We start from the raw sequence: 20,616 nt of genomic DNA, 5'->3' as shown, positions 1-20,616 counted from the left end.
CTATTGGAAATAAACCGGAAAATTTGCCATGAAAGCAGTTGCGTTCGATCGCTACGGTTCAGCCGAGGAATTGCAGTACCGAGAATTGTCCAAGCCGATCGCCAAATCCAACGAATTGTTAGTCAGAGTTCGCGCTAGCAGCGTCAATCCCGTTGACTGGAAAATCCGGCAAGGACACCTGCAACTATTAACAGGATATAACTTTCCTCGAATAGTCGGTTCGGACATATCGGGAGTTGTCGTGGAAGTCGGCCGGGAAGTCACCAAATTTCAACCGGGAGATGAAGTTTATACTTTCTTAAATCCCATCAATGGCGGTGCTTGTGCCGAATACGCTGTCGTGCCAGAATCGGATGCAGCAATTAAACCGAAAAACATCACTCATACAGAAGCAGCAGCAGTACCGATCGCAGGTTTAACTGCTTTGCAATCGCTCAGGGATTTGGGTCAACTTCAATCAGGAAACAAAGTATTGATTAACGGCGCTTCCGGCGGAGTCGGCACTTTTACCGTGCAAGTTGCGAAAGCAATGAATGCGGAAGTAACGGGAGTTTGCAGTGCTAAAAATAGAGAATTGGTCAAGAGTTTGGGAGCCGATTTTGTCCTGAATTACGCCGAAATTGACTTTGCTCAACAAAGCGATAAATATGATATAATTTTAGATGCTGTGGGGACAAGAACATTTGCTGAATGCGAAAAAGTGCTGCAACCAGAGGGAGTTTATATCTCGACTTTGCCGAGTTTAGAGAACCTCGCACCGATGTTAACAAGCTGGTTTATATCGGATAAAAAAGCTAAATTAATTGTCGCCAATGCCAACACCAGCGATTTAGGGGCGTTGCGGGAGTTAATAGAATCCGATCAAGTTGAGCCGATTGTCGATCGCACTTACAGCTTAGCAGAAGTAGCAGCAGCCCACGCTTACAGCGAAACCGGCCGCGCGATCGGCAAAATTGCGATCGTGATTGAATAATGAAGGCACGACACGGATTTTGACACCGCTACACGGATTAATTATCGATCGTTCCTTCTGCTGCTGAAGTCAGAAGGAAGAATGAAGAAAGAAGTCGGAGCAATTATGAAATAACTATTCTCCATTACCAATTACCAATTACCAATTTTCAATTACCCATTCCCCTTCCCAATAACCCCTTACCAATTAGCCATTTCCTATGACTGCTCCCTCAAATTTGGAGACATCCGAACAAGGTTCCGACAACAACCTCGAAGCAATTAGCCCGGAAAACAGCATTGCACCAATCGCAGGCGGTGCGATGGGTTCTCGCAACTTAGAAAACGAATTTCTAGACGAACTTCCTGACGAAGTTGAAATGTCTTTATTCGACCATTTAGAAGAATTGCGGCAGCGACTTTTCTACTCGCTAATTGCAGTAGTGATCGCTGTAATCGGTTGCTTTTTCACAGTTAAACCCATCGTGCAACTGCTAGAAGTACCGGCCGGCCCCGTCAAGTTTCTGCAACTAGCTCCCGGCGAGTATTTCTTTGTTTCTATCGAAGTAGCCGGATACAGCGGTTTGCTCCTCGCCAGTCCGTTTATTTTTTACCAGATAGCGCTGTTTGTTCTCCCCGGTTTGACTCGCAAAGAACGCAGGTTGCTGGGGCCTGTGTTTTTCGGTTCGAGTTTCCTATTTTTGGGCGGTTTAGTATTTGCTTACATCGCTTTGATTCCGGCGGCGCTGAATTTCTTTGTTACCTATGGGGCGGATGTTGTAGAGCAGTTGTGGTCGATCGACAAATACTTTAAATTTGTACTGTTGTTAATGTTCAGCACCGGCTTAGCTTTTCAAATCCCGATCGTCCAAGTATTGCTCGGCGTTTTGGGCATAGTTTCTTCTAACCAAATGCTCTCCGGCTGGCGGTATGTAGTCTTGGGAGCGGCTGTTTTGGGAGCGGTTTTAACACCTTCTACTGACCCTTTAACGCAAAGTCTTTTAGGAGGTGCGGTGCTGAGCTTGTATTTTGGCGGGGTTGGTTTGGTAAAGCTTTTAGGGCGCTAAAAACTTTACAGAAAGATCGATCGACTCGCAGCAAAAAAATATAGAGACGCGATCGCCCGCGCCTCTATAATTACTAAAAGTTAAAATTCAACACCAAAGTTTTGTCAAAACTTTGACTACATTCGGAACTGTTCGACTTCAGGAGTGTAGCCGATCGGCAAAACGTAATCCAGATTCTCGTGGGGACGAGCAATTATGTGATACGATAGCAACTTTCCGCCATCGACCTTTTTAACTGATTCAATTCCAGCAGCCACTGCTGCTTGCACTTCAGAAACATCTCCTCGCACTATAATTGTCCAGTAGGCGCGGGTTATTTTCTCATAGCGAACTAAAGTAACACGGGCTGCTTTCACCATTGAGTCCGCAACTTCTACTGCAGCGGGAAATCCTAAGACTTCAACCATTCCCAGTGCAACACCCATTACAACATTCTCCTAAATTTCACAAGATATCTGACACTCATTGTATGTGAAATTGTTGACAGAAATTGGTTCCGATGATTTTGGTAAGAATGAAGGACGATCGCCCAAAATTTAAAAAGCCCCTAAAAAGCCCCAGAAACTGTTGTGGCATTTAAATCCCACAGTTGGCGGCGCGCAGCAAAGCCCGCCACACAAGACTTTGAATCAAAACAACTGTGCAAATTAGATGCGCCACAGCTTAGTTTCTCACCAGCGGCAAGTCGTATGACAAGCTCGCCGATCGATTTTCGGGACTTTGGGCTCAACTAATCCAGCCGCGGCGCGACACAAAACTTTAGGGAACTCCCCCAGATCCCGGCTGTGGAGTCAATCTAAAATCTAAAATCTAAAATCTAAAATCGACTGACTGATTCAAAACTCGTCTAGCAACCACTCCGAGGCTCTTTCACCCAAATCTAGAGGAACGCTGACAGCTTTGCCCAAACGGGGGCGATCGCGAGTAGTTACGATATATTCTCTCACCTGTTCAGTGCTCCCCCAGCCGTTGAGGTAATTGGCCACCGCATCCAAATGCTCGAAATAATCAGCCTCCGTCATCGGAAAAGATGCCTGTTCTAGATATTTCCACATAACTTGCACAAAAATCTTGCCCCGCGTTCGCCGCAATCTGATATCGTAAGACTTTCCCCATTTTTCTAGGAGTAGCTGGTGTAAATCCTTGCCCGTCATGGTTGCTCCTGAGTTAATCCATTAAACAATAAAAGACAAAGTTCAAAAAATGTAATAATACTCTAATAAAGGCTGGAAGGCGCATTCTTAAAAGGAATTTTCGCGGCTTAAAATTTGTGCGAGCAGATTAACGGCAATTATCCTCCTTCCTCTGCACGTACAGGTTCGCTAACAGCTAACAAACAAACGTAACTTAAAACCGTAAAGGCAGGTCATGGCTCAATCTTCTGCTGGAAATCCTGATGTCCCCGATATGGGGCGTCGCCAATTTATGAATTTGCTGACGTTCGGTACAGTCACAGGTGTGGCACTGGGCGCACTCTATCCCGTTGTCCAATATTTTGTTCCTCCGTCGAGTGGGGCAGTTGGGGGCGGAGTGACTGCTAAAGATGCTTTGGGTAACGACATCATCGTTAGCGAATATTTGGCTTCGCACCCTGCGGGCGATCGTACCTTAGCCCAAGGTCTCAAAGGCGACCCCACTTATCTTGTGGTGAAAGAAGACCAATCTATCGCCGACTACGGCATCAATGCAGTTTGCACTCACTTGGGTTGCGTCGTGCCTTGGAATGTTAGCGAAAACAAGTTTATCTGTCCTTGCCACGGTTCTCAATACAACAATGAGGGCAAAGTGGTGCGCGGCCCAGCGCCTTTGTCTCTGGCCCTGGCCCACGCCACTGTCGCAGATGACAAGATCGCTTTTACCCCTTGGAAAGAAACAGATTTCCGCACCGGCGAAGAACCTTGGTGGTCATAGTTGTTAGTCATTAGTCATTAGTCAGCAGTCAGTAGTTAGTAGCCAGTCGTTAGTGGTTAGTAGTTAGCAGTTAGTAGTTAGTTCCAATAACCAATAACTAATAACCAATAACTAATAACCAACAACTAATGACCAATAACTAATGACCAATGACCAATGACCAATGACCAATGACCAATGACCAATGACTAATGACCAATGACTAAATTGTCTGACCTTTGAGATTGAATACTCTAATGCCACAAACTAATTTATCTGCGATATTTCGCCGCAGTGCCAGGACGATCGCGAAAACAGCCTTAATTGCGATCGTAGCCGCAGGATTTTTCCTCACCAGCGACATCGCACTTCCCCAAGCAGCATTTGCTTACCCTTTCTGGGCTCAGCAAACAGCACCCGCTACTCCCCGCGAAGCAACAGGTCGCATTGTTTGCGCTAACTGTCACCTCGGTGCAAAACCGACTCAAGTTGAAGTACCGCAATCTGTTTTGCCAGATACAGTGTTTGAAGCTATTGTCAAAATTCCCTACGATACTAGCGTGCAGCAAGTTGTCGGCGACGGCAGCAAAGGTGGCTTGAATGTCGGTGCAGTTGTGATGTTGCCCGAAGGTTTCAAGATTGCTCCCGCTGACAGAATTCCCGAGGAAATGAAGGAAAAAGTTGGCGATCTTTACTTCCAACCTTACAGCGAAACCCAAGAAAATATTGTTTTAGTCGGCCCAGTACCGGGAGAACAGTACAAAGAATTGGTATTCCCAGTTTTGTCGCCGAATCCGGCAACTGACAAGTCCGTTCACTACGGCAAATACCAAATTTATGTTGGTGGCAACCGCGGTCGCGGTCAGGTTTATCCTACTGGCGAAAAGACCAATAATACTGTTTACAATGCTTCGGTAGCTGGCAGCATTTCTAAGATCGCTCAACCGGAAGCTGGCGGTTATGAAGTGACAATTCAACCTGCTGAAGGTGCAGCCGTTGTTGATACGATTCCCGCAGGCCCAGAACTGATTGTTACTGAAGGACAAACAGTTGCAGCAGGCGAACTTTTGACGAACAATCCTAATGTGGGCGGCTTCGGTCAAAAAGACGTGGAGATCGTGCTGCAAAGTGCCGATCGAGTTAAAGGATTGATGGCTTTCGTGGCTATAACCATGCTGGCTCAAATTATGCTGGTTCTCAAGAAGAAACAGGTCGAAAAAGTTCAAGCTGCTGAAATGAATTTCTAAACGCGGCTGTAATTAGTTGGGTAAGGTACTATGTGTGCACCCAACTATTAGGTAAGTAGGGCGGGTATTCCCCGCCTTATTGTTTGATAAATAACAAGTAAAATAATGTTAATTGATGAGAAGATAGTTGAAGTAGGGCCGCTGCAATGGTTTTATCGGGAAACAAATCCGGTTAACGCAACTGAGAAACCCCCCGTACTGCTGCTGCACGGTTTGCCGTCCCAGAGTTTTACCTGGACTGTAATGATGCCGGATTTGGCGGCACAGGGATTTAGATCGATCGCCCCAGATTGGGTGGGTTACGGGCGATCGACAAAACCCGACAAGCGCGACTTTGCCTACACTCCCGATGCTTTTGTTGACGCCCTCGCTGGCTTTATTCAAGCTATAGAATTAGACCGATTTTACCTCGTTGTCCAAGGATTTTTAGCTTCAGCCGGGATTCAATACGCTTTACGCAATCCCGATAAAATTGAGCGTCTAGCGGTCATAAATACACCAGTTTCACCAGATATCAAGTTGCCTTGGAAAATGCAACAGTTGGGGCTGCCTTTTATTGGCGACATGATGACGCAAGACCCGCTTTTGATTGACAGAACTCTCGAAGGTGGCAGCCGCCAGACAATATCAGACAAGGATTTAGATGTTTACCGCCGCCCGTTTTTGAAGAGTTCGGATGCAGGTCGATCGCTGATGAATACAGTCCGCAATATTCAATTGCCGCAGTCAATGGCCGAAATTGAATCCGGCTTGAAAGGATGGACTCGACCAACTTTATTTGTCTGGGGTTTGACAGATCCTTGGCTGAGTGTTGAACCAGTTCAAAAGCTAGTCAGTTCCCTGCAAAATGCAGAGTTAGTCACACTGGAACAAGCGGGGCATTATCCTCAAGAACATTGGTCAGAAAAAGTTGGCAATGCTGTGATCACTTTTCTGCGCCGCCAGGAGGTAAAATAATATTTTGTACATAACTCTCGGTGCTAGGTCAGTGAACCAGCTCCTCGCCGAGCTGCATTCCCAGCCTCTTCCTGAGAACGAGAAATCTAAAATCTAAAATCTAAAATCGATATGACTCGTCCCCGTTCAATTTTTGCCTTGATGATGGCGTTTTTGATGGCATTTCTGGTTAGTTGCAGCAGTGTCGAAGCAAAAGTTCCAACGACTTACACAGCAGCCCAAATCCAGCAAATTGAGCGCTATGTTCCTACCCTGACAGAGTTCCGCTCGCGCATGGATAAACTGGGAACCTTAATTCAAAAACGGAATTGGATTGATACCAGAACTTACATTCACGGGCCTCTAGGCGACTTGCGGAACACCATGAAAACCGTCTCTGCGAGTTTGTTGCCTAGTTCTCAACAACAAGCTGTTGATTTAACTAAGAGTTTGTTTACTGAGTTGGTTAACATTGATCTGGCAGCTAAAGAGCTTGACTATGCAAAAGTCACGGCAAGCTATCAAAAAGCTGTCAATGATTTCGATACCTTCTTGCAGCTAATTCCTAAAGCTTAATTAGCCTTAACTCACATCTTGTATCATTGTCAAGAACAGGCAAGATGCCTGTTCCACAAAGAAAGAATCAGTTTTCTTGTGGGGCGTATCATTGTCAAGAACAGGCAAGATGCCTGTTCCACAAAGAAAGAATCAGTTTTCTTGTGGGGCGGGCATCTTGCCCGCCCGAAAAAGGCTTATATGGACAAAACCTAGGAAGCAGTTAATCTAAAATCTAAAATCTAAAATCTAAAATTGAATGGTTCGCGTTGCAATTATTGGTTGCGGTATTATTGGGGCTTCGATCGCCTTTGAACTAAGTCAATTTCCCGAACTGAAAGTTACTGTGTTCGACAAACAGCCGCCGGCACAAGGTTCTACTGGCGCTGCACTCGGTGTTTTGATGGGAGTTATCAGCCACAAAACTAAGGGTAGAAATTGGCAGTTGAGGGAAACCAGCCTTCAGCGCTACGAAACTTTGATTCCCGAATTGGAAGCAGTTACGGGGCGAAAAATTCCTTTTAACAAACAAGGAATTTTAATGCTTTGTTCGGAGGGAGAGGATTTAAGTAAGTGGGAAAAGTTGATAGCCACTCGCGAATCTCAAGGTTGGCAATTGGAACTTTGGGATCGGGAACGAGTGCGCGATCTCTGCCCTCATCTCTCTTTAAATGATCAGATTATTGCTGCGATTTATTCGCCTGAAGACCGGCAAGTCGATCCGACGGCGCTAACTTTGGCTTTGGTTGATGCTGCTAAGATAAATGGAGTTAATTTCGAGTTTGGGGTAGAAGTTCAAGACCTCATGGGCGGGCAAGATGCCCACCCCACAACAAACTCCCCATCTTGTGGAACAGGCATCTTGCCTGTTGCTGAAAATTTCGATTGGTTAATCTTAGCTGCTGGTTTAGGTTCTTCTGCTTTAACAGCATCATTAAATCAACTGATTGACATTCGCCCGGTGTTGGGACAAGCGCTGCATTTGCGATCGGCAAATTCTGTAGGAAACCCAGATTTTAGGCCAGTAATTACTTGCGATGACGTTCACATTGTGCCTTTGGAAAATCAGGAATTTTGGGTGGGGGCGACGGTGGAGTTTTCCGAAAATGGCGGGGAAATTCAGGCGAATGCTGATATGTTGGCGCAAGTGATGGCAAAGGCGAGATCACTTTGTCCGGCCTTAGCAGAAGCTGAAATTATCAGGAAATGGTCAGGATTGCGCCCGCGGCCGGAAGGGCGGCCGGCCCCAATTATCGAGATGCTTCCCGGTAACGATCGCGTTCTCATCGCCAGCGGCCACTATCGCAACGGTGTTCTGCTGGCCCCTGCAACAGCGCGATCGATTCGAGAAATGATTTTGCAATAATTAACAAATGTTAATACAATCAAGATAGCCATTCATATCTTACATCTAAATATGTCCGACAAACCTTTAGGTAAACCGCGCTCTTTGTGGCGAGTCCTTTTGCTGTCTGGAGTCAGCTTGCTGCTATATTACGGATGGTACAAATGGATTATTCAAGAAGAATTGCGTCGCTATAACGGCAGTGGTTGGTCGGGAACTCTTTGCTTGCTTCCCTTTGTTTTAGGAGTAGCCGTCCCCCAAGCTTTGCGGATATTCGACCCTGACGTTCCCGGATGGTTTGGTTGGTTTTCCCTCCTCGGTATTGCTTGGATTTACATCGTGCAGTTCAAACTTTACAACACAGTTAACGAATTATACCGCCAAGAAGGAATCAAAGAACCGCTAACAGTTTGGTGGATTTTTGTACCAGGTTTAAATTTAGTTGTCGGCTTGCGGCAAATTCACTTTTTGAGCCAGTTTTGGGCGAGAAAACAGGGCATTGAAGTTAAGGATAACTTAGCCGAAAGCATTCCTTTTCTGTCAGCTAACGCTTAATCTGTATTAAGGCCTATGGACTTGTTGCTGCAATTTCTCTGGGATTTGCAGCGATCGCATCTACATATTCTATTCTCAAGGAGTTACGTGGACTTTTAACATCTCCCAAGTTTCCCGTTCCATGTTCAAGATATTGCCCACTTCTTGCAAAAGTTCATAAGCCTTTAAATTTATGGGAATTTCTTCTTCAATGAGAATATCGCACAAAGTCTCTAACGCCAGATTCCACTCGCCCGCCTGAATATCTGAAACCATAAATTCTATTTGAGTGTCTGACAGTTGTGGTTTCACGATGTTAATGACTTCATGGAGTTTACTTTCTACAAGTTTATAGTCAAACATGAGTCTATCTCCTTTTGGGATCGATCGCGATCGGGCATTATGAGCCAAGCCACTTGAGAAAAGGAACCGGGTTTCTCACCTACTCAATACTTTGAATTAGTTTAATGTTATTTCTCAGCCATTCATTGACCAAAACTTGAACCTCAATCTTTTTATGTTCAGCAATTTTAGTCACAAATTCCTCGACATCTGGTTCGAGATAAATGGGATAATGAAACGTAGCATCAGGATGGTAAAACTTGCCTTGATCTGATGAAGAAAAGTCATACTCTGATTTCATAATTTCCTCTCTTGATAAGCTTGGCTTTCAGTGAAATTAGCTTTGCGGGCTGAAATTATCCGAATTATACAGGAGGTGCGATCGGTTTGTTCAAAGGTATGGATGACAACCCTTAAAGTTCCTGTTTCATCTAAGCCTATGGTAATCCATCTATCTTCATCTTGACTGTGTTCTTCATCATATATTGTTAATTGAGAACGATCGCGGAAAACAGTTGATGCCAAACGAAAATTTTATTGATGCTTGCGAATATTTTGCTTTTCTTTGGCTGGATTCCAATCAAAGTTATAATCCAAGGCAATTTATTATGTTAAACGAAGCTGCCATTAAATTATAAGATAAATTATGAGTTAATGACTTCATGGAGTTTACTGCCAACAAGTTTGTAGTCAAACATGAGTTTATCTGCTTTTGAACTCGATCGCGATCGGGCATTATGAGCCAAGCCACTTGAGAAACGTATAGCGGAATCTTATCTGGCGACTTAAATCCTGGTAAGTGACTCCTGGAATCGCGCACATTTCAATCTTAACATTGCTGAACTTTGAGTGCACTTCCGATTCCAGCTTGTCGAGAAGTCTTAGATACCCGACTTTGTGAATAAGTCGGATATCTGGGTATTGTTCACCAGAACCGATTTGGCAAATCCGCAAGAATGAGTTTGAGTTCCGGTTCATTAACCCGCTTAATTGCTTTAGGAATACTTACCCACTGCCGCTTTCTCCTACTAGCTTCCGGCCAAATTTCTAGAACTGCTTGCACTTCCATTAAAAATACTTCTACCTGACAAGTATAGCCGGACTTTTGATACTCGTAAGTTCCCAACAAACTCGGGAATACTTTACCCAACAAACCTGCTTCTTCCCAAGCTTCCTTGGCAGCGGAATCTTGGGGAGTCATGTCAGGTTCAATTAATCCTTTGGGAATCACCCAGCGCTTGCTAGCCGAAGAACTAATCAGCATTACTTCAATTTGTCCGTCTTGAATGCGATAGGGAATTACCCCCGATTGATCGACCAGTAAAGCGATTTTTATACTCATGATTTCTGCAATATTTGTGGCTACAAAAGCTGCTGTAACCTCCTGAAGGGTTTACAACTAGAAAATAAAAACAGCACCCTAATTTTAGACACTTCCCAAGTTGAGACAGCAATAAAGTGGATAATAAACCTATTTGGCTTTTCCTGTATCTCGAAAATAGGAAATTCCCATGCACTCCGACTGAACAATAATATTATTATAATAACCGCGCGAAATCCTCTACCGACAAGCAGATAAAAGCCGATCGCCAATATCTGCCTTTATCTGGGCCGGTATGGGTTTTACACCTAATCTTTCTTCGCCTTAGCCTCCAAATTTTCCAAACGACTCTTCAAATCTTGATTATCCTTTTTCACCTGGTCTAATTCCTCCCGCAACTGCTTTACCGCTGCATCAGAACCAGCATTTTTCTGCACTCTTTGCACAGCTTCATCAGCCATGCGGCGGACGCGGCCATCGGGAGTTTGGTCGGCTAAAGAACGCAAAATGCGAATTGCTTTGCGAGTTTGCATTTGTCCTAATCCGGCTACTACAGAGACTTGAGTCAAGAAAAACGTCTCTTTAGATAATTCTGCCAATCGCTGCAAAATCCGTTCTAAATTGACCTTCGTTTGACCAGTCGAAATTGTGCCCAACGATCGAATTGCAGCCAAGCGCAAAGCTTGCGGAGTACCGACGGCTGTGTATTTCAAAATTAGATTCAGCGCATCTTCAGAAGTTTTCATCTGGGCCAAACCTGCGATCGCACCCGATCGCACTACCTCATTCCACCCCTGACGCTCTTTCAGCACCAATTTTAACTCTTTGAGTACCTGTTCGTCGGTTGGTTTTTCGTCGGGGTTAGCTGCTGAGATTCCGCCAATAGCAGTCGCTGCTGCTGCTTCTACATAATAGCTGTCGTCGCCTTTTTCGACGATCGATCTCAGCGCTTTATAAGTTTCCTGAGTTGGGATTTTACCCAACGCATTTACCACAGCGCGACGAACACGAGCATCTTTATCTTTTAAACCACTTACTAAACCTTCAAAAACTTGGTCGAGTTTAATTTCAACTAACTGACCGGCAACTTCTGCCCGTACTGCCCAGAACGGCTCTTTCTTGAGAACTTCTGATAGCGTTTTCACCGCTTCCAGTCCTCCCTTTTTCGCCAAAGCTTGGGCCGCGTAAATCCGGGAAACTGGGTCTGGATCGAACTGCAACTGAGCTTTTAGTTCGGCAATTCCATACTCTAAAACAACTGTTTTTAAGTAACTATTGCCGACATCGAAACTGATAAATGCTGGCTTCTCTTCTAGGGGAAAATAGAAGCTTTGCTCGCGTTCGGACACTCGGACTGTGAAAGTTTTTAGGTTCGGGGTTGAAGATGTCCCACTCTCATTCTCTGCTTCTTTTTCCGGCTTGTAACCGAAGCCGATCGGGATTTTCAGATCGAATACATCTTTACTGTTGCCGTTGCCGTTGCCATTTTTGCTGTCTTTTACCTGAGTTTGGGTAACAGTAATTTTTGCTAATTTGCTGTCGCCATCCCAGGAATAAGCAACCTTATAATCTGGATGACCGCCGCGATAAACGTACTGGTCAAACAAAAACATCAGATTGCGACCAGTAGCTTTTTCTATCGCCCTGAGCAAATCGATCGTTTCTACAGTTTTGTGAGCGTTATCCCGCACAAAAGTGTGAATGGCTTTGTAAAATAATTCGTCGCCCAACTCGGCGCGAATCATGTGATAGACACAAGCACCTTTTTCGTACAAATGGCGATCGTACAATTCAATGGCTTCGCGGTAAACGTGAGTAACGATCGGGCGACGGTAGCGGGAACTGTCTTCCGCTAAATAATTGCGGGCTTCATTTAACATATAGTAAGCCGCGTCTTCTTTGCCGTATTCTTTGTCAGTCCACAGCACTTCTGAATAAGAAGCCATGCCTTCTTTTAGCCAAGCATGAGACCAATGTTTAATTACTACTAAATCACCGAACCACTGGTGAGCCAATTCGTGGGCAACTAAGCTTTCAGTGCCTCGATTGTCGAGGGTGGCGCGTTCGTCTAACAAGCACCTATCTGTCAGCAAAGTTGTGGAAGTGTTTTCCATACCGCCGAAGATGAAATCATCGACGCAGACTTGAGCGTATTTAGGAAAAGGGTAAGGATAGCCAAATGCTTTAGAGAAGAATTCAATCATTTGAGGCGTTTTGCCCATGCTGCGCTTAGCGTCTGCTTCGCGGCTTCTTTCCACGTAATAATTAACTGGTTTGCCGTTCCATTCGTCTTTAATTTCGGCAAAATCTCCGACTGCTAAGGTCATTAAGTACGTCGGGTGTACCTGGGTTTGGGCCCAGTGATAAATTTTATCGTCGCCTTCGTTTTTTGTACTAATTAATTCGCCGTTGGAAATAGCAAAGAGTTGTCTCGGAACTTGCACTCTAATTTCCGAAGTAGCGAGTTGTCCAGGATAGTCGAAACAGGGAAACCAGAAGCGGGAATCTTCGTCTTCGCCTTGGGTCCAAACTTGTGTTGGTTTGTCTGGATAGTGTTTGTCCGGGCCGACGAAATAGAGGCCGCGCTGGGGTTTTTCGACCGAGTATTCGATCGCAATTGTAATTGGTTGGTAAGCTTCTGTTGGTTCGTGTAGTTTAATTTGCAACACTTCGCCATCGCTGTCGAAATTTTGCTCAATTTCGCCGACTTTTACTGATTTAATATTCAGGTTTACAGCATCTAAGGTTAATTTGTCAATACCGCTGCGGACTGGATTGATGCGGATACTACAAGTGCCACGAAAGCTTTTTTTGGGAATATTCAGCACTAAGTCGAGGAAAATGTGCTCTACTTGACCAGGGCGATCGGGATTGTAATGCGGCCTAGCACCGGGCATCTCGAAGGATTTGTGACCGTTTTCAGAATCAAAGTAAGTGTGTGACATTGTGATGGCAAAGTTGTGAGTCGATCGGCGATCGCTGGCAGGGCAGATCCGGCTGAACTGCCAGCTTATTATAGAGTAGCGCGTCCTAGCTGCTGTTGTCGCTAACTTGTTAAAAACTGGGTCTATCGTTGAGGGGATGAAAAAAATGATTTTTTCGTTACAATATCACCAAGGCTAATGTCTGCAATCATCAGCCTGCAATTGAAATTGAGAGGGAAATCTGTATGACAGCTACACTATCAGTTCCCAGTTCCATCGAGTCTTGGCTTGGCGACGAAGCCCAAGACTTGCTCACCCATCAAGCAAAAATTTCTAAAGATTTGTTGCACCTGCCGGGCCCGGATTGGGTCGATCGCATTTTTGCTCAAACCGATCGATCTCCTCAAGTTTTGCGATCGCTTCAGCAACTCTATTCTAGCGGACGCTTGGCAAATACTGGCTATTTATCCATCCTGCCAGTAGACCAAGGAATTGAACACTCTGCCGCCGCTTCTTTTGCACCGAATCCCATCTATTTTGACAGCGAAAACATCATTAAATTAGCAATTTCTGCTGGCTGCAATGCTGTCGCGACAACGCTGGGAGTTTTGGGAAGCGTATCTCGTAAATACGCGCATAAAATCCCTTTTATTGTCAAGCTAAATCACAACGAATTGCTGACTTATCCCAATCAATTCGACCAAATAATGTTTGCTTCAGTGGAGCAAGCTTGGAATTTGGGAGCAACTGCGGTGGGAGCCACAATTTATTTTGGTTCGCCGGAATCGACGCGACAAATCCAAGAAGTCAGTCAAGCTTTTGCCCACGCTCACGAATACGGAATGGCGACAATTTTGTGGTGCTATCTCCGCAATGATATCTTTAAACAAGACAAAGATTATCACGTTGCAGCCGATTTAACTGGGCAAGCAAATCACTTGGGAGTGACAATTCAAGCTGATATTATCAAGCAGAAATTGCCAGAGTGCAATAACGGTTACGAAGCTGTGGCTAAAGCTAGCGGTCACAGTTACGGCAAAACCGACAAGCGCGTTTATTCGGATTTGACAACGGATCACCCGATCGATCTAACTCGCTATCAAGTGCTCAACTGTTATGCGGGAAGGATGGGTTTAATTAACTCCGGCGGTGCTTCCGGGAAAAGCGATTTTGCAGAAGCAATTCGCACGGCGGTAATCAACAAGCGCGCTGGCGGCTGCGGCTTAATTTCCGGTCGCAAAACTTTTCAGCGTCCTTTTGAAGAAGGCGTAAAATTGTTCCACGCCATCCAAGATGTTTATTTGTCGCCCGAAATCTCGATCGCCTAAAAATTTACCGCACAGAGATTAACTTCAACATCACAACCTAAACCTAGGTGTGCACGACCCACAAATCCTCGTAAACGTAGGGTGCACAGTGTGCACCTTACGTGATTAAAATTCCTTAATCTAAGTTGCAACTTAGCTGTAGTATTAATACTAGCTGAACATATATACAGACACAGTATATAATTTAAAAATGCCCCACAGCCTTGTTTTAAACCTGCGGCCAGTTGCACCAATTCCATCCCAGTTTTTAACGGGGCGGCATCTCCACGCTTTGTTTTTGAACCTTGTGAGTGCTGTAGACAGCGATTTGAGCGCGTACCTGCACGACCAATCTCATGAAAAAGCTTTCACTTTAAGCCCTTTTCAAGTAAGCAGAAAAGAGGCTTACAAAAGCAGCACGCCCCAGCCACAAAAGAGAGTTTTGCCTCCGGCTTCCCGCACAATATCTCCGGCTGTACAGTGGGAACACAAGCAAGCAATTCAGGAAAATACGCCGATTTGGTGGCGAATTTCTCTGCTGGATGACGGTTTGTTCGATCGCCTAACTCTACTTTGGCAGGAACTTAATTTCGAGCGCCCTTGGCATATCGGGCCGACAAATATATACATTACTAATATTTTGAGCGAACCGCAATCAAGCCAGCCTTGGGTAAACTTTTGTACTTACGCCGAATTGTTCGATAGAGCTTCGGAAACTGAGCGCCAAATTGCTTTTACTTTTTGCACTCCTACTAATTTTCGGCAAGGGGTATATGATAGTGCTATGCCCACTCGTGAAAGTATTTTCGGCAGTTTAGCGAATCGCTGGAACAAGTACAGCAAGATTGCGATCGAACCTACTTTCACAGAAGCTATTTTTCCCAGTTTCTTCGATATCCGAACCGAAGTTTGTACAGATTCTCGCAGTAAATTTATTGGCTGCGTCGGCGATATTAGTTACCGAATTATGGGAGATATAGCTCCTGCTACTATCAAGCAAATTAACACTTTAGCAGATTTTGCGCTTTACAGCGGAGTCGGGCGAAAAACGCCGATGGGTATGGGAATGACGCGCCGATTGCAGAATTTTTAATCATTCACTTTTCGGCTGAATTTCACTGACGATTTCATAAACATCAGTGTCGGGAATTTTCGCAAACAAAGGCGTCATCTGCTTCAATATTTCCTGATAAGCTTCGCTTTGATTGGCTGCCATATCTTCTACGCTTTCCCAAAAAATGATGGCAATACCTTTGTCTGTATTGGGCAATTGCAGCAGGTATGCTCCCTTAAAACCTGTGGCATAAGTTGCAACGGCTTTTTCAAAAAGTTGTTCTGCAGCTTCAAATTTTCCGGGTTTAAATTCGCCAAAGGCAACGTAGGCAAACTGATGTCTGAGAAAGTCTAGAAATTCTGACATATCTTTTTCCTCACTTAATAGCTATACACCAAGTTATATTTTACCCGATCGCCCGAAATTTGTGAACTTCACAGGTTGGAGTTTCGCGCTTAGCTCGTCGGCGGATTTATTAATTACACGTAACGGCGATCGCCACTCAAATACAAACTTTTTGAGTCAGGCGGCTGGAATCTTTATTAAATAAACTATTGAATCGCTGATTTTAGACGTTCACAATCCTAGGTACCCCGGATCGACTTCTACCGCTAGTACACAAGGTAAAGCTGCTGATAATTCAAGTCTTGTGTGTAACTGCGAGCATACACAAAGCCGTAAAAAGGAGCCAGTCAAAAGCGGTTTTTTGCAATAACCCTATTGAATTATTTAAAACTAACCTGTAACAATAATAACAGAGCAATAAAAATAAAGTAAAGAGCTACCTCAAACAAATGAAAAAAATATTAGTAATTGAAGACGATAACTTAATCAGAGAAACGGTATTAGAACTTCTGGAATCGCGCGGTTTTGAAGCTGTCGGTGCCGAAAATGGAAAAGTTGGTATCGAGTTAGCTGCCCAAATTCCCGATTTAATTTTGTCTGATGTCATGATGCCGGAACTCGACGGTTTTGAAGTATTCGCAGCCGTGCGATCGCACCCTGCAACCGCCAGCATTCCGTTTATTTTTATGACAGCATCCGAAATGGAAAAAGCCCTGGAAGTTAAAGCAGACGGCTATCTCAAAAAACCTTGCAGCGTCGCAGCAATGCTCGGGGCGATCGCCACTCAACTAGAAAAACCGGCAGTTACCAACCCACAACATCAAAAAGTACAGGACAATTCTGCGCCATCAAATCTTAGCTTGCGCGCCAGGAATCAAAAATCTCGGTTTGAGATTGTCTCCGTTTGCTGGCAATGACACTCACAGTAACGTTATTGATAAATAAGTTGAGGGAATTTCAGATTGGTTCCCCCCAGGGGTGGCTTAGACTGGGTATGTTGAATTTGGTTAAATATTTATGAACGCACAACCCAAAGGCCGCCTAGTTTGGAATCACTCTACCCACCTTCCCGGTTTGATACCAATTTTAGAGCGCCTCACCCTAAAAATCGGCATTCAAACTGTCACTCCGGGCGTCATTAACAAAGTTAAAGGACACATCCCCCGCATGACATTAAGAGTGTCAGTACCCATCCGCGGGGGATTTAAAATCATCGCCAGACAGGGCAAAACCGTACAAGAAGTCTTTATATTAACCACTCTCAGTCAAGGGGACTTGGAAGAGACGATCGCCCAAACCCTACCCAAGTGACAATTTTTCCTTAGCAAGCAAAGCCCGAGCCCTAACTGAAGTAGTTTCATCGCTTTGGGTGATTTCCTCAAGCCTGGCCGAAACTTCGGCTAACCAATCCGGTTTAACAGTCGCAGCACCCGCCAAAGCTTGCAAACCCCCCGCTGCTGCGTAGCGCACCACCCATTCTGGATCTCGGGACGCTTGCAGTAGCGTTTTCACAGCGCGAAGTTGAGCATCTGCAATTTGTTCTGCCGGCATCAGTTCCCAGCAAATCGTCCCCAAACCCCTAGCCGCGGCCCGCCGCACGCTCAAGGCAAAGTCATTCGCCGCTGCATCGAGCAAAATCTCCAAACCCCTGGGGTCGCCAATTCCCGCTAAAGCCCGAACAGCCCAAGCTCTCGCCCCGTAATTGTAGCCGTCAAGCTGTTCTAGAAGCGGCAACACCGCAGGTTCTCCGAGCTGAATTAGCCCATCCACGGCGGCAACAGCGGCGCCTGGGTTGTTGTAACCGAGCACTGTAATTAAGGTAGGAATTGCTTGTGTTGAGGGAGTCGCCGCCAGTGCTTTGACTGCGTTTAACAAGCCTTCGGAAGAATCTGCTTGTTCGACAGCCTGAATTAGTTCTAATGCCATTTATTTGTAAGCTTTACCGTGACTATTGTAATTGTAGGTTGGGTCGATCGCGCGATCGAACTTTTTGCCACCTCACCCACCAACATTCTCATCAAAATAGGTAGGGAAACAGCACGGCGCTGTGTCCTGAAATGTGCTGTCTCCTGAATTTACGGCCGACAATTGAGAATCGCTACAGCAATCCTATTTTAGTTGTGAACTAATTTTTTAACTACCAGCCAGGAAGTCCCTCGGTATATTTAGAGGGGACACATCTGAGCGCTGCGCGAAGTACCCCGAATAAATTACCGAGCGTGATGTCCAGAAGCGTCGGATGTCGCGGACGGAAGCCGACAATTATTTCTTTATACCCATTGATAATCTGGAAATACTCGGGTACTGTATTAGTCAGTGGGGGTGGAACTACCTCACTATAAAAAGCATGAGCAAAAAAGGAAATACGAAGCCTGCGTACTAACGGTACTCCGTTGAACGCCTGGTTTGTTCACAGTAAACTATCCATTAAATCCATAACGCGGATAGCTTCATCTGACAAAGATAGAGATTCTTGTTGATTGAGGTGATGCTCCAAAACTCCTTTGAGCGCAATCAATTTCAGGCTATTTTCTGCTAAAGTTTCAGAAATAGCTTGCGCTCCCGGCAAATAGCCGATCGCCCCCAAGTCCATCAAAGCCGATCGCCTCAACTGCAAATTATCCCCATTCAAAGCACTTACCAACCGCTCTCCGTAAACCCGCTCACCAGTTAACTGATACATCGCCCGCGCCGCCGCGTACTGCACCCGCTCCACAGAATGTTCCAAAAAAGGTGAAATTAGCGGTATTGCTTCTGTCGCTTTCAGCGTTCCCAAAGCTTCAATTACCGAGTCGTAAGGTTGCACGAGGTGCGATTTTCCTGGCACTCGCACGGCCACAGCTACGCCCCCATCCAATAGCTTCATTAGCGGCGCAATAGAATCGCGATCGCCCAGCATTTCTAGAGCTTGAGCCGCCGCTTCCCGCACGTAATAATCAGCGCATTCCAAACAGCGAATCAGGGCCGGCAAGGCTTGTTTGTCGCCCAATTTACCCAGAGCCCGCGCCGCATTTCGTAATAGGGAATAGTCGCCGATTTTTGTTTGTTCTGATTCTTCTTGCAATGCGGCAATTAAAGCTGCAATAGCTGCCGGTTCCTTGACTCGAAATCTACCAATCCACCAAGCAGCATAATACCGGAGACTGTAATCTTGGGAGTGCAAATTTGCGATCGCCTGTTCAACAGTTAAAGACTCGCCCTCAGCTACACCCGCCGGCGGTGAGTCGGATTCGTAATAATTCATAGTCATTAGTTATTAGTTATTAGTTGTTAGTTATTCGGCTATTGAAATCGCTGCTACCCAGACAAAACCTGCAAGGAAACTTGGCGATTGAAATCGCTACTAAACAGACAAAACCCGCCTGCGCGGGTTGCATTAACTCTTAATCGTCTTGGAGTGGACGAAAGTTTGTGTAGGAGCGATGAAAATCGCCCCTTTTAGCTTGTGTAGGAGCGATTTTCATCGCCCCTGAACCAAACTATTGGTCATCGCCCGAGGATTCATGGGATGATTCATGGGATGATTCATGGGATGATTCTGCACCCGCACTCAAAGGATGAATGCTGACAATTTTCCCGCCCATGCGAGTAATCCGCTGCATTTCTTGATTCATCCGATTGTAAGGCACGTTGATAAATGTACTCGCGCTCGATCGAATCGAATAATCTACATTATTTGTTTCATCGCTTTGGCGCAAGCCCACAACTTCATACCGAAAGCAGCGACCAGCCGAAGCTGTAGTGCCACTTTTTCCACCTACAATTTGACCCAACATAAGCTTCTTGGTAATTGGTAATTCTGACTGTTGACTGTTGACTGTTGACTGTTGACTGTTGACTAAAAGCTAGTAACTGCCAACTGCCAACTGCCAACTGACTAAATTGGAGTAATGCTGGCGATTTTCGCGCCCAGGCGTTGAAATTTCTGCATTTGCGAGGACAACTCCTCAACAGGTACGATGAAAGCCTTGCTGCTGCGGCGCACGCTGGGATAGCCGCCCGTGCGAATGCCCGAAACTTCCACGCGCACCAGCCGCCCTTCTTTGCCGTAAGCTGCTGCGCCGCCGAAAGTGCTGCTGGGAGTTACGTTTCTGGCAGAAGGCCGATATGCCCAACCTTCGTTACCGCCAGAAGGTCCAACTACAGCCGTAGCGCTGTTAGTGCCGAGTTCGACAGCTAAGCGAGAGTTATTGCCTTCTAGTTGAGATGTATCGCTGTTTGCATAGCCGCGATACAACCGGAACATCCGGGTAAAACCAACGGTTTTTTGACCACGCTGGGTGTTAAAGCCGCGGTAGTAAGGCACGATACTTTCGCCGAAGTTTTCTTGATACTCTACTGAATCGATGTAAGAATCAATATCAGCGTCGTAGCCTTGTGTTTGATACAAATCTAAGTGCTCAACTACTTCAGATTCGTCGTAGGGAGCGCGACCGAGCAAGTGTTTGTAGTTTAGTTCGATCGTCCGAGTTTGGAAGCTGTTGTAGAAAAACTTGGTTTTGTACAGTTCTGACTTAGCTACAGCCCGTACAAATTCTCGTACAGTCAAACTGCCGTCCCGCAGCAAAGACTCGGAACTTGTAAGTCGCTCGGATTTCATTAAATAGTCGTTGCCCAGCACCTGACGGTAAACGGCACGAATCACAGTTTCAACGTCGTCTTTGCTGTAGTTCGGGCGCAGTTCTACCTTCGGCGCATCGCTCAATGCGGATGTTCCCAGTCTGGACGCTGCTGTCGTAATCGCCACCAGATTTTCTCCTAAATTATTAATGACAAAAGTTTAATGCTTGGTTGCACT

The 20,616-nt window shown here is 45.5% G+C and carries 25 protein-coding genes; 13 read left to right on the top strand and 12 right to left on the bottom strand.

Annotated elements, in window-relative coordinates; all coding sequences use genetic code 11:
- The first annotated feature begins 28 nt into the window (after positions 1 to 28).
- Both QUA43_RS08850 and tatC read left to right on the top strand, forming a co-directional pair.
- Positions 29 to 973, top strand: coding sequence for an NAD(P)-dependent alcohol dehydrogenase (locus tag QUA43_RS08850; protein ID WP_333372891.1), 945 nt, complete (start codon positions 29 to 31; stop codon positions 971 to 973).
- A gap of 199 nt (positions 974 to 1,172) precedes the next feature.
- Positions 1,173 to 2,018 (top strand): twin-arginine translocase subunit TatC, encoded by an 846-nt coding sequence (tatC, locus tag QUA43_RS08845; protein WP_333372889.1) that lies wholly within the window; start codon positions 1,173 to 1,175, stop codon positions 2,016 to 2,018.
- Between the two features lie 116 nt (positions 2,019 to 2,134).
- Here tatC and QUA43_RS08840 read toward each other — a convergent pair whose 3' ends face one another.
- Positions 2,135 to 2,443, bottom strand: a complete 309-nt coding sequence (locus tag QUA43_RS08840) for a carbon dioxide-concentrating mechanism protein CcmK (RefSeq protein ID WP_006631236.1) — start codon at positions 2,441 to 2,443, stop codon at positions 2,135 to 2,137.
- Positions 2,444 to 2,854: 411 nt separating this feature from the next.
- The gene (locus QUA43_RS08835) at positions 2,855 to 3,172 is read right to left on the bottom strand and encodes a DUF3067 family protein (protein WP_190661639.1); all 318 of its coding nucleotides are present in this window, start codon (positions 3,170 to 3,172) and stop codon (positions 2,855 to 2,857) included.
- A 214-nt stretch (positions 3,173 to 3,386) separates the two neighbouring features.
- Between QUA43_RS08835 and petC the strand changes: the two genes are divergently transcribed.
- The 6 genes from petC to QUA43_RS08805 all read left to right on the top strand — a co-directional run bounded on the left by petC (position 3,387) and on the right by QUA43_RS08805 (position 8,546).
- On the top strand, positions 3,387 to 3,929 hold the full coding sequence (gene petC / locus QUA43_RS08830) for a cytochrome b6-f complex iron-sulfur subunit (protein ID WP_333372886.1): 543 nt from the start codon (positions 3,387 to 3,389) through the stop codon (positions 3,927 to 3,929).
- A gap of 236 nt (positions 3,930 to 4,165) precedes the next feature.
- Entirely contained in the window at positions 4,166 to 5,155 is a 990-nt protein-coding gene (petA, locus tag QUA43_RS08825; RefSeq protein ID WP_333372884.1) for a cytochrome f, read from the top strand.
- A gap of 105 nt (positions 5,156 to 5,260) precedes the next feature.
- A complete protein-coding gene (locus tag QUA43_RS08820) occupies positions 5,261 to 6,112 on the top strand; it encodes an alpha/beta fold hydrolase (protein ID WP_333372882.1) in 852 nt (283 codons plus the stop codon).
- A 111-nt stretch (positions 6,113 to 6,223) separates the two neighbouring features.
- Complete coding sequence (gene psbQ / locus QUA43_RS08815; protein ID WP_333372880.1) at positions 6,224 to 6,667, top strand: photosystem II protein PsbQ; 444 nt, start codon at positions 6,224 to 6,226, stop codon at positions 6,665 to 6,667.
- Between the two features lie 238 nt (positions 6,668 to 6,905).
- Entirely contained in the window at positions 6,906 to 8,012 is a 1,107-nt protein-coding gene (locus QUA43_RS08810) for an FAD-dependent oxidoreductase (RefSeq protein WP_333372878.1), read from the top strand.
- A gap of 51 nt (positions 8,013 to 8,063) precedes the next feature.
- The gene (locus QUA43_RS08805; RefSeq protein WP_333372875.1) at positions 8,064 to 8,546 is read left to right on the top strand and encodes a hypothetical protein; all 483 of its coding nucleotides are present in this window, start codon (positions 8,064 to 8,066) and stop codon (positions 8,544 to 8,546) included.
- Positions 8,547 to 8,621: 75 nt separating this feature from the next.
- Here QUA43_RS08805 and QUA43_RS08800 read toward each other — a convergent pair whose 3' ends face one another.
- From QUA43_RS08800 to QUA43_RS08780, 5 genes are all read right to left on the bottom strand, one after another.
- Positions 8,622 to 8,888, bottom strand: a complete 267-nt coding sequence (locus tag QUA43_RS08800; protein WP_333372872.1) for a MafI family immunity protein — start codon at positions 8,886 to 8,888, stop codon at positions 8,622 to 8,624.
- A gap of 79 nt (positions 8,889 to 8,967) precedes the next feature.
- Positions 8,968 to 9,168 carry a hypothetical protein gene (locus QUA43_RS08795; protein ID WP_333372869.1) on the bottom strand — a complete coding sequence of 67 codons (201 nt, stop codon included), beginning with the start codon at positions 9,166 to 9,168 and terminating at the stop codon, positions 8,968 to 8,970.
- Positions 9,165 to 9,392 (bottom strand): BrnT family toxin, encoded by a 228-nt coding sequence (locus tag QUA43_RS08790; protein WP_333372866.1) that lies wholly within the window; start codon positions 9,390 to 9,392, stop codon positions 9,165 to 9,167. Before QUA43_RS08790 ends, QUA43_RS08795 begins: the two co-directional genes overlap by 4 nt.
- Positions 9,393 to 9,792: 400 nt before the next feature.
- Positions 9,793 to 10,209, bottom strand: coding sequence for an NUDIX hydrolase (locus QUA43_RS08785; protein WP_333372863.1), 417 nt, complete (start codon positions 10,207 to 10,209; stop codon positions 9,793 to 9,795).
- A 287-nt stretch (positions 10,210 to 10,496) separates the two neighbouring features.
- Positions 10,497 to 13,133 carry a M1 family metallopeptidase gene (locus QUA43_RS08780; protein WP_333372859.1) on the bottom strand — a complete coding sequence of 879 codons (2,637 nt, stop codon included), beginning with the start codon at positions 13,131 to 13,133 and terminating at the stop codon, positions 10,497 to 10,499.
- Positions 13,134 to 13,357: 224 nt separating this feature from the next.
- Between QUA43_RS08780 and QUA43_RS08775 the strand changes: the two genes are divergently transcribed.
- Together QUA43_RS08775 and cas6 are read left to right on the top strand one after the other, a co-directional pair.
- Complete coding sequence (locus QUA43_RS08775; RefSeq protein ID WP_333372856.1) at positions 13,358 to 14,440, top strand: class I fructose-bisphosphate aldolase; 1,083 nt, start codon at positions 13,358 to 13,360, stop codon at positions 14,438 to 14,440.
- A 190-nt stretch (positions 14,441 to 14,630) separates the two neighbouring features.
- Positions 14,631 to 15,512 carry a CRISPR-associated endoribonuclease Cas6 gene (cas6, locus tag QUA43_RS08770; RefSeq protein WP_333372853.1) on the top strand — a complete coding sequence of 294 codons (882 nt, stop codon included), beginning with the start codon at positions 14,631 to 14,633 and terminating at the stop codon, positions 15,510 to 15,512.
- On the opposite strand, the gene QUA43_RS08765 is transcribed toward cas6, so the two are convergent.
- Positions 15,513 to 15,839, bottom strand: coding sequence for an antibiotic biosynthesis monooxygenase (locus QUA43_RS08765; RefSeq protein WP_333372851.1), 327 nt, complete (start codon positions 15,837 to 15,839; stop codon positions 15,513 to 15,515).
- A gap of 428 nt (positions 15,840 to 16,267) precedes the next feature.
- Between QUA43_RS08765 and QUA43_RS08760 the strand changes: the two genes are divergently transcribed.
- Both QUA43_RS08760 and QUA43_RS08755 read left to right on the top strand, forming a co-directional pair.
- Complete coding sequence (locus tag QUA43_RS08760; RefSeq protein WP_333372849.1) at positions 16,268 to 16,735, top strand: response regulator; 468 nt, start codon at positions 16,268 to 16,270, stop codon at positions 16,733 to 16,735.
- 100 nt (positions 16,736 to 16,835) lie between these two features.
- Positions 16,836 to 17,129, top strand: coding sequence for a DUF2103 domain-containing protein (locus QUA43_RS08755; RefSeq protein WP_242717336.1), 294 nt, complete (start codon positions 16,836 to 16,838; stop codon positions 17,127 to 17,129).
- Here the strand turns inward: QUA43_RS08755 and QUA43_RS08750 are convergent.
- Positions 17,118 to 17,744 (bottom strand): HEAT repeat domain-containing protein, encoded by a 627-nt coding sequence (locus tag QUA43_RS08750; RefSeq protein WP_333372847.1) that lies wholly within the window; start codon positions 17,742 to 17,744, stop codon positions 17,118 to 17,120. The genes QUA43_RS08755 and QUA43_RS08750 overlap by 12 nt on opposite strands.
- Before the next feature lie 18 nt (positions 17,745 to 17,762).
- Between QUA43_RS08750 and QUA43_RS08745 the strand changes: the two genes are divergently transcribed.
- Complete coding sequence (locus QUA43_RS08745) at positions 17,763 to 17,891, top strand: hypothetical protein (protein WP_263053600.1); 129 nt, start codon at positions 17,763 to 17,765, stop codon at positions 17,889 to 17,891.
- A 337-nt stretch (positions 17,892 to 18,228) separates the two neighbouring features.
- Here QUA43_RS08745 and QUA43_RS08740 read toward each other — a convergent pair whose 3' ends face one another.
- The 3 genes from QUA43_RS08740 to QUA43_RS08730 form a co-directional block, all read right to left on the bottom strand.
- Positions 18,229 to 19,068, bottom strand: a complete 840-nt coding sequence (locus QUA43_RS08740) for a HEAT repeat domain-containing protein (RefSeq protein ID WP_333372844.1) — start codon at positions 19,066 to 19,068, stop codon at positions 18,229 to 18,231.
- A gap of 229 nt (positions 19,069 to 19,297) precedes the next feature.
- Positions 19,298 to 19,594: a phycobilisome linker polypeptide gene (locus QUA43_RS08735; RefSeq protein WP_333372841.1), complete on the bottom strand. Its 297-nt coding sequence runs from the start codon at positions 19,592 to 19,594 to the stop codon at positions 19,298 to 19,300.
- Between the two features lie 101 nt (positions 19,595 to 19,695).
- Entirely contained in the window at positions 19,696 to 20,565 is an 870-nt protein-coding gene (locus tag QUA43_RS08730; RefSeq protein ID WP_333372839.1) for a phycobilisome linker polypeptide, read from the bottom strand.
- Positions 20,566 to 20,616: the final 51 nt, after the last annotated feature.

It is taken from the genome of Microcoleus sp. N9_B4, assembly GCF_036701635.1.
Taxonomy (GTDB): Bacteria; Cyanobacteriota; Cyanobacteriia; order Cyanobacteriales; family Microcoleaceae; genus Microcoleus.
Note: the sequence above shows the minus strand (reverse complement) of the source record. Positions and strands in the feature narration are given on the sequence as shown.

Coding starts and splice junctions, on each gene's coding strand:
- QUA43_RS08755 (WP_242717336.1), top strand. CDS start 16,836: ATGAACGCACAACCCAAAGGCCGCCTAGTTTGGAATCACTCTACCCAC.
- QUA43_RS08735 (WP_333372841.1), bottom strand. CDS start 19,594: ATGTTGGGTCAAATTGTAGGTGGAAAAAGTGGCACTACAGCTTCGGCT.
- petA (WP_333372884.1), top strand. CDS start 4,166: ATGCCACAAACTAATTTATCTGCGATATTTCGCCGCAGTGCCAGGACG.
- QUA43_RS08810 (WP_333372878.1), top strand. CDS start 6,906: ATGGTTCGCGTTGCAATTATTGGTTGCGGTATTATTGGGGCTTCGATC.
- cas6 (WP_333372853.1), top strand. CDS start 14,631: ATGCCCCACAGCCTTGTTTTAAACCTGCGGCCAGTTGCACCAATTCCA.
- QUA43_RS08820 (WP_333372882.1), top strand. CDS start 5,261: ATGTTAATTGATGAGAAGATAGTTGAAGTAGGGCCGCTGCAATGGTTT.
- QUA43_RS08740 (WP_333372844.1), bottom strand. CDS start 19,068: ATGACTATGAATTATTACGAATCCGACTCACCGCCGGCGGGTGTAGCT.
- QUA43_RS08750 (WP_333372847.1), bottom strand. CDS start 17,744: ATGGCATTAGAACTAATTCAGGCTGTCGAACAAGCAGATTCTTCCGAA.
- QUA43_RS08760 (WP_333372849.1), top strand. CDS start 16,268: ATGAAAAAAATATTAGTAATTGAAGACGATAACTTAATCAGAGAAACG.
- QUA43_RS08800 (WP_333372872.1), bottom strand. CDS start 8,888: ATGTTTGACTATAAACTTGTAGAAAGTAAACTCCATGAAGTCATTAAC.
- QUA43_RS08805 (WP_333372875.1), top strand. CDS start 8,064: ATGTCCGACAAACCTTTAGGTAAACCGCGCTCTTTGTGGCGAGTCCTT.
- QUA43_RS08835 (WP_190661639.1), bottom strand. CDS start 3,172: ATGACGGGCAAGGATTTACACCAGCTACTCCTAGAAAAATGGGGAAAG.
- QUA43_RS08850 (WP_333372891.1), top strand. CDS start 29: ATGAAAGCAGTTGCGTTCGATCGCTACGGTTCAGCCGAGGAATTGCAG.
- psbQ (WP_333372880.1), top strand. CDS start 6,224: ATGACTCGTCCCCGTTCAATTTTTGCCTTGATGATGGCGTTTTTGATG.
- QUA43_RS08765 (WP_333372851.1), bottom strand. CDS start 15,839: ATGTCAGAATTTCTAGACTTTCTCAGACATCAGTTTGCCTACGTTGCC.
- QUA43_RS08840 (WP_006631236.1), bottom strand. CDS start 2,443: ATGGGTGTTGCACTGGGAATGGTTGAAGTCTTAGGATTTCCCGCTGCA.
- tatC (WP_333372889.1), top strand. CDS start 1,173: ATGACTGCTCCCTCAAATTTGGAGACATCCGAACAAGGTTCCGACAAC.
- petC (WP_333372886.1), top strand. CDS start 3,387: ATGGCTCAATCTTCTGCTGGAAATCCTGATGTCCCCGATATGGGGCGT.
- QUA43_RS08795 (WP_333372869.1), bottom strand. CDS start 9,168: ATGAAATCAGAGTATGACTTTTCTTCATCAGATCAAGGCAAGTTTTAC.
- QUA43_RS08785 (WP_333372863.1), bottom strand. CDS start 10,209: ATGAGTATAAAAATCGCTTTACTGGTCGATCAATCGGGGGTAATTCCC.
- QUA43_RS08780 (WP_333372859.1), bottom strand. CDS start 13,133: ATGTCACACACTTACTTTGATTCTGAAAACGGTCACAAATCCTTCGAG.
- QUA43_RS08775 (WP_333372856.1), top strand. CDS start 13,358: ATGACAGCTACACTATCAGTTCCCAGTTCCATCGAGTCTTGGCTTGGC.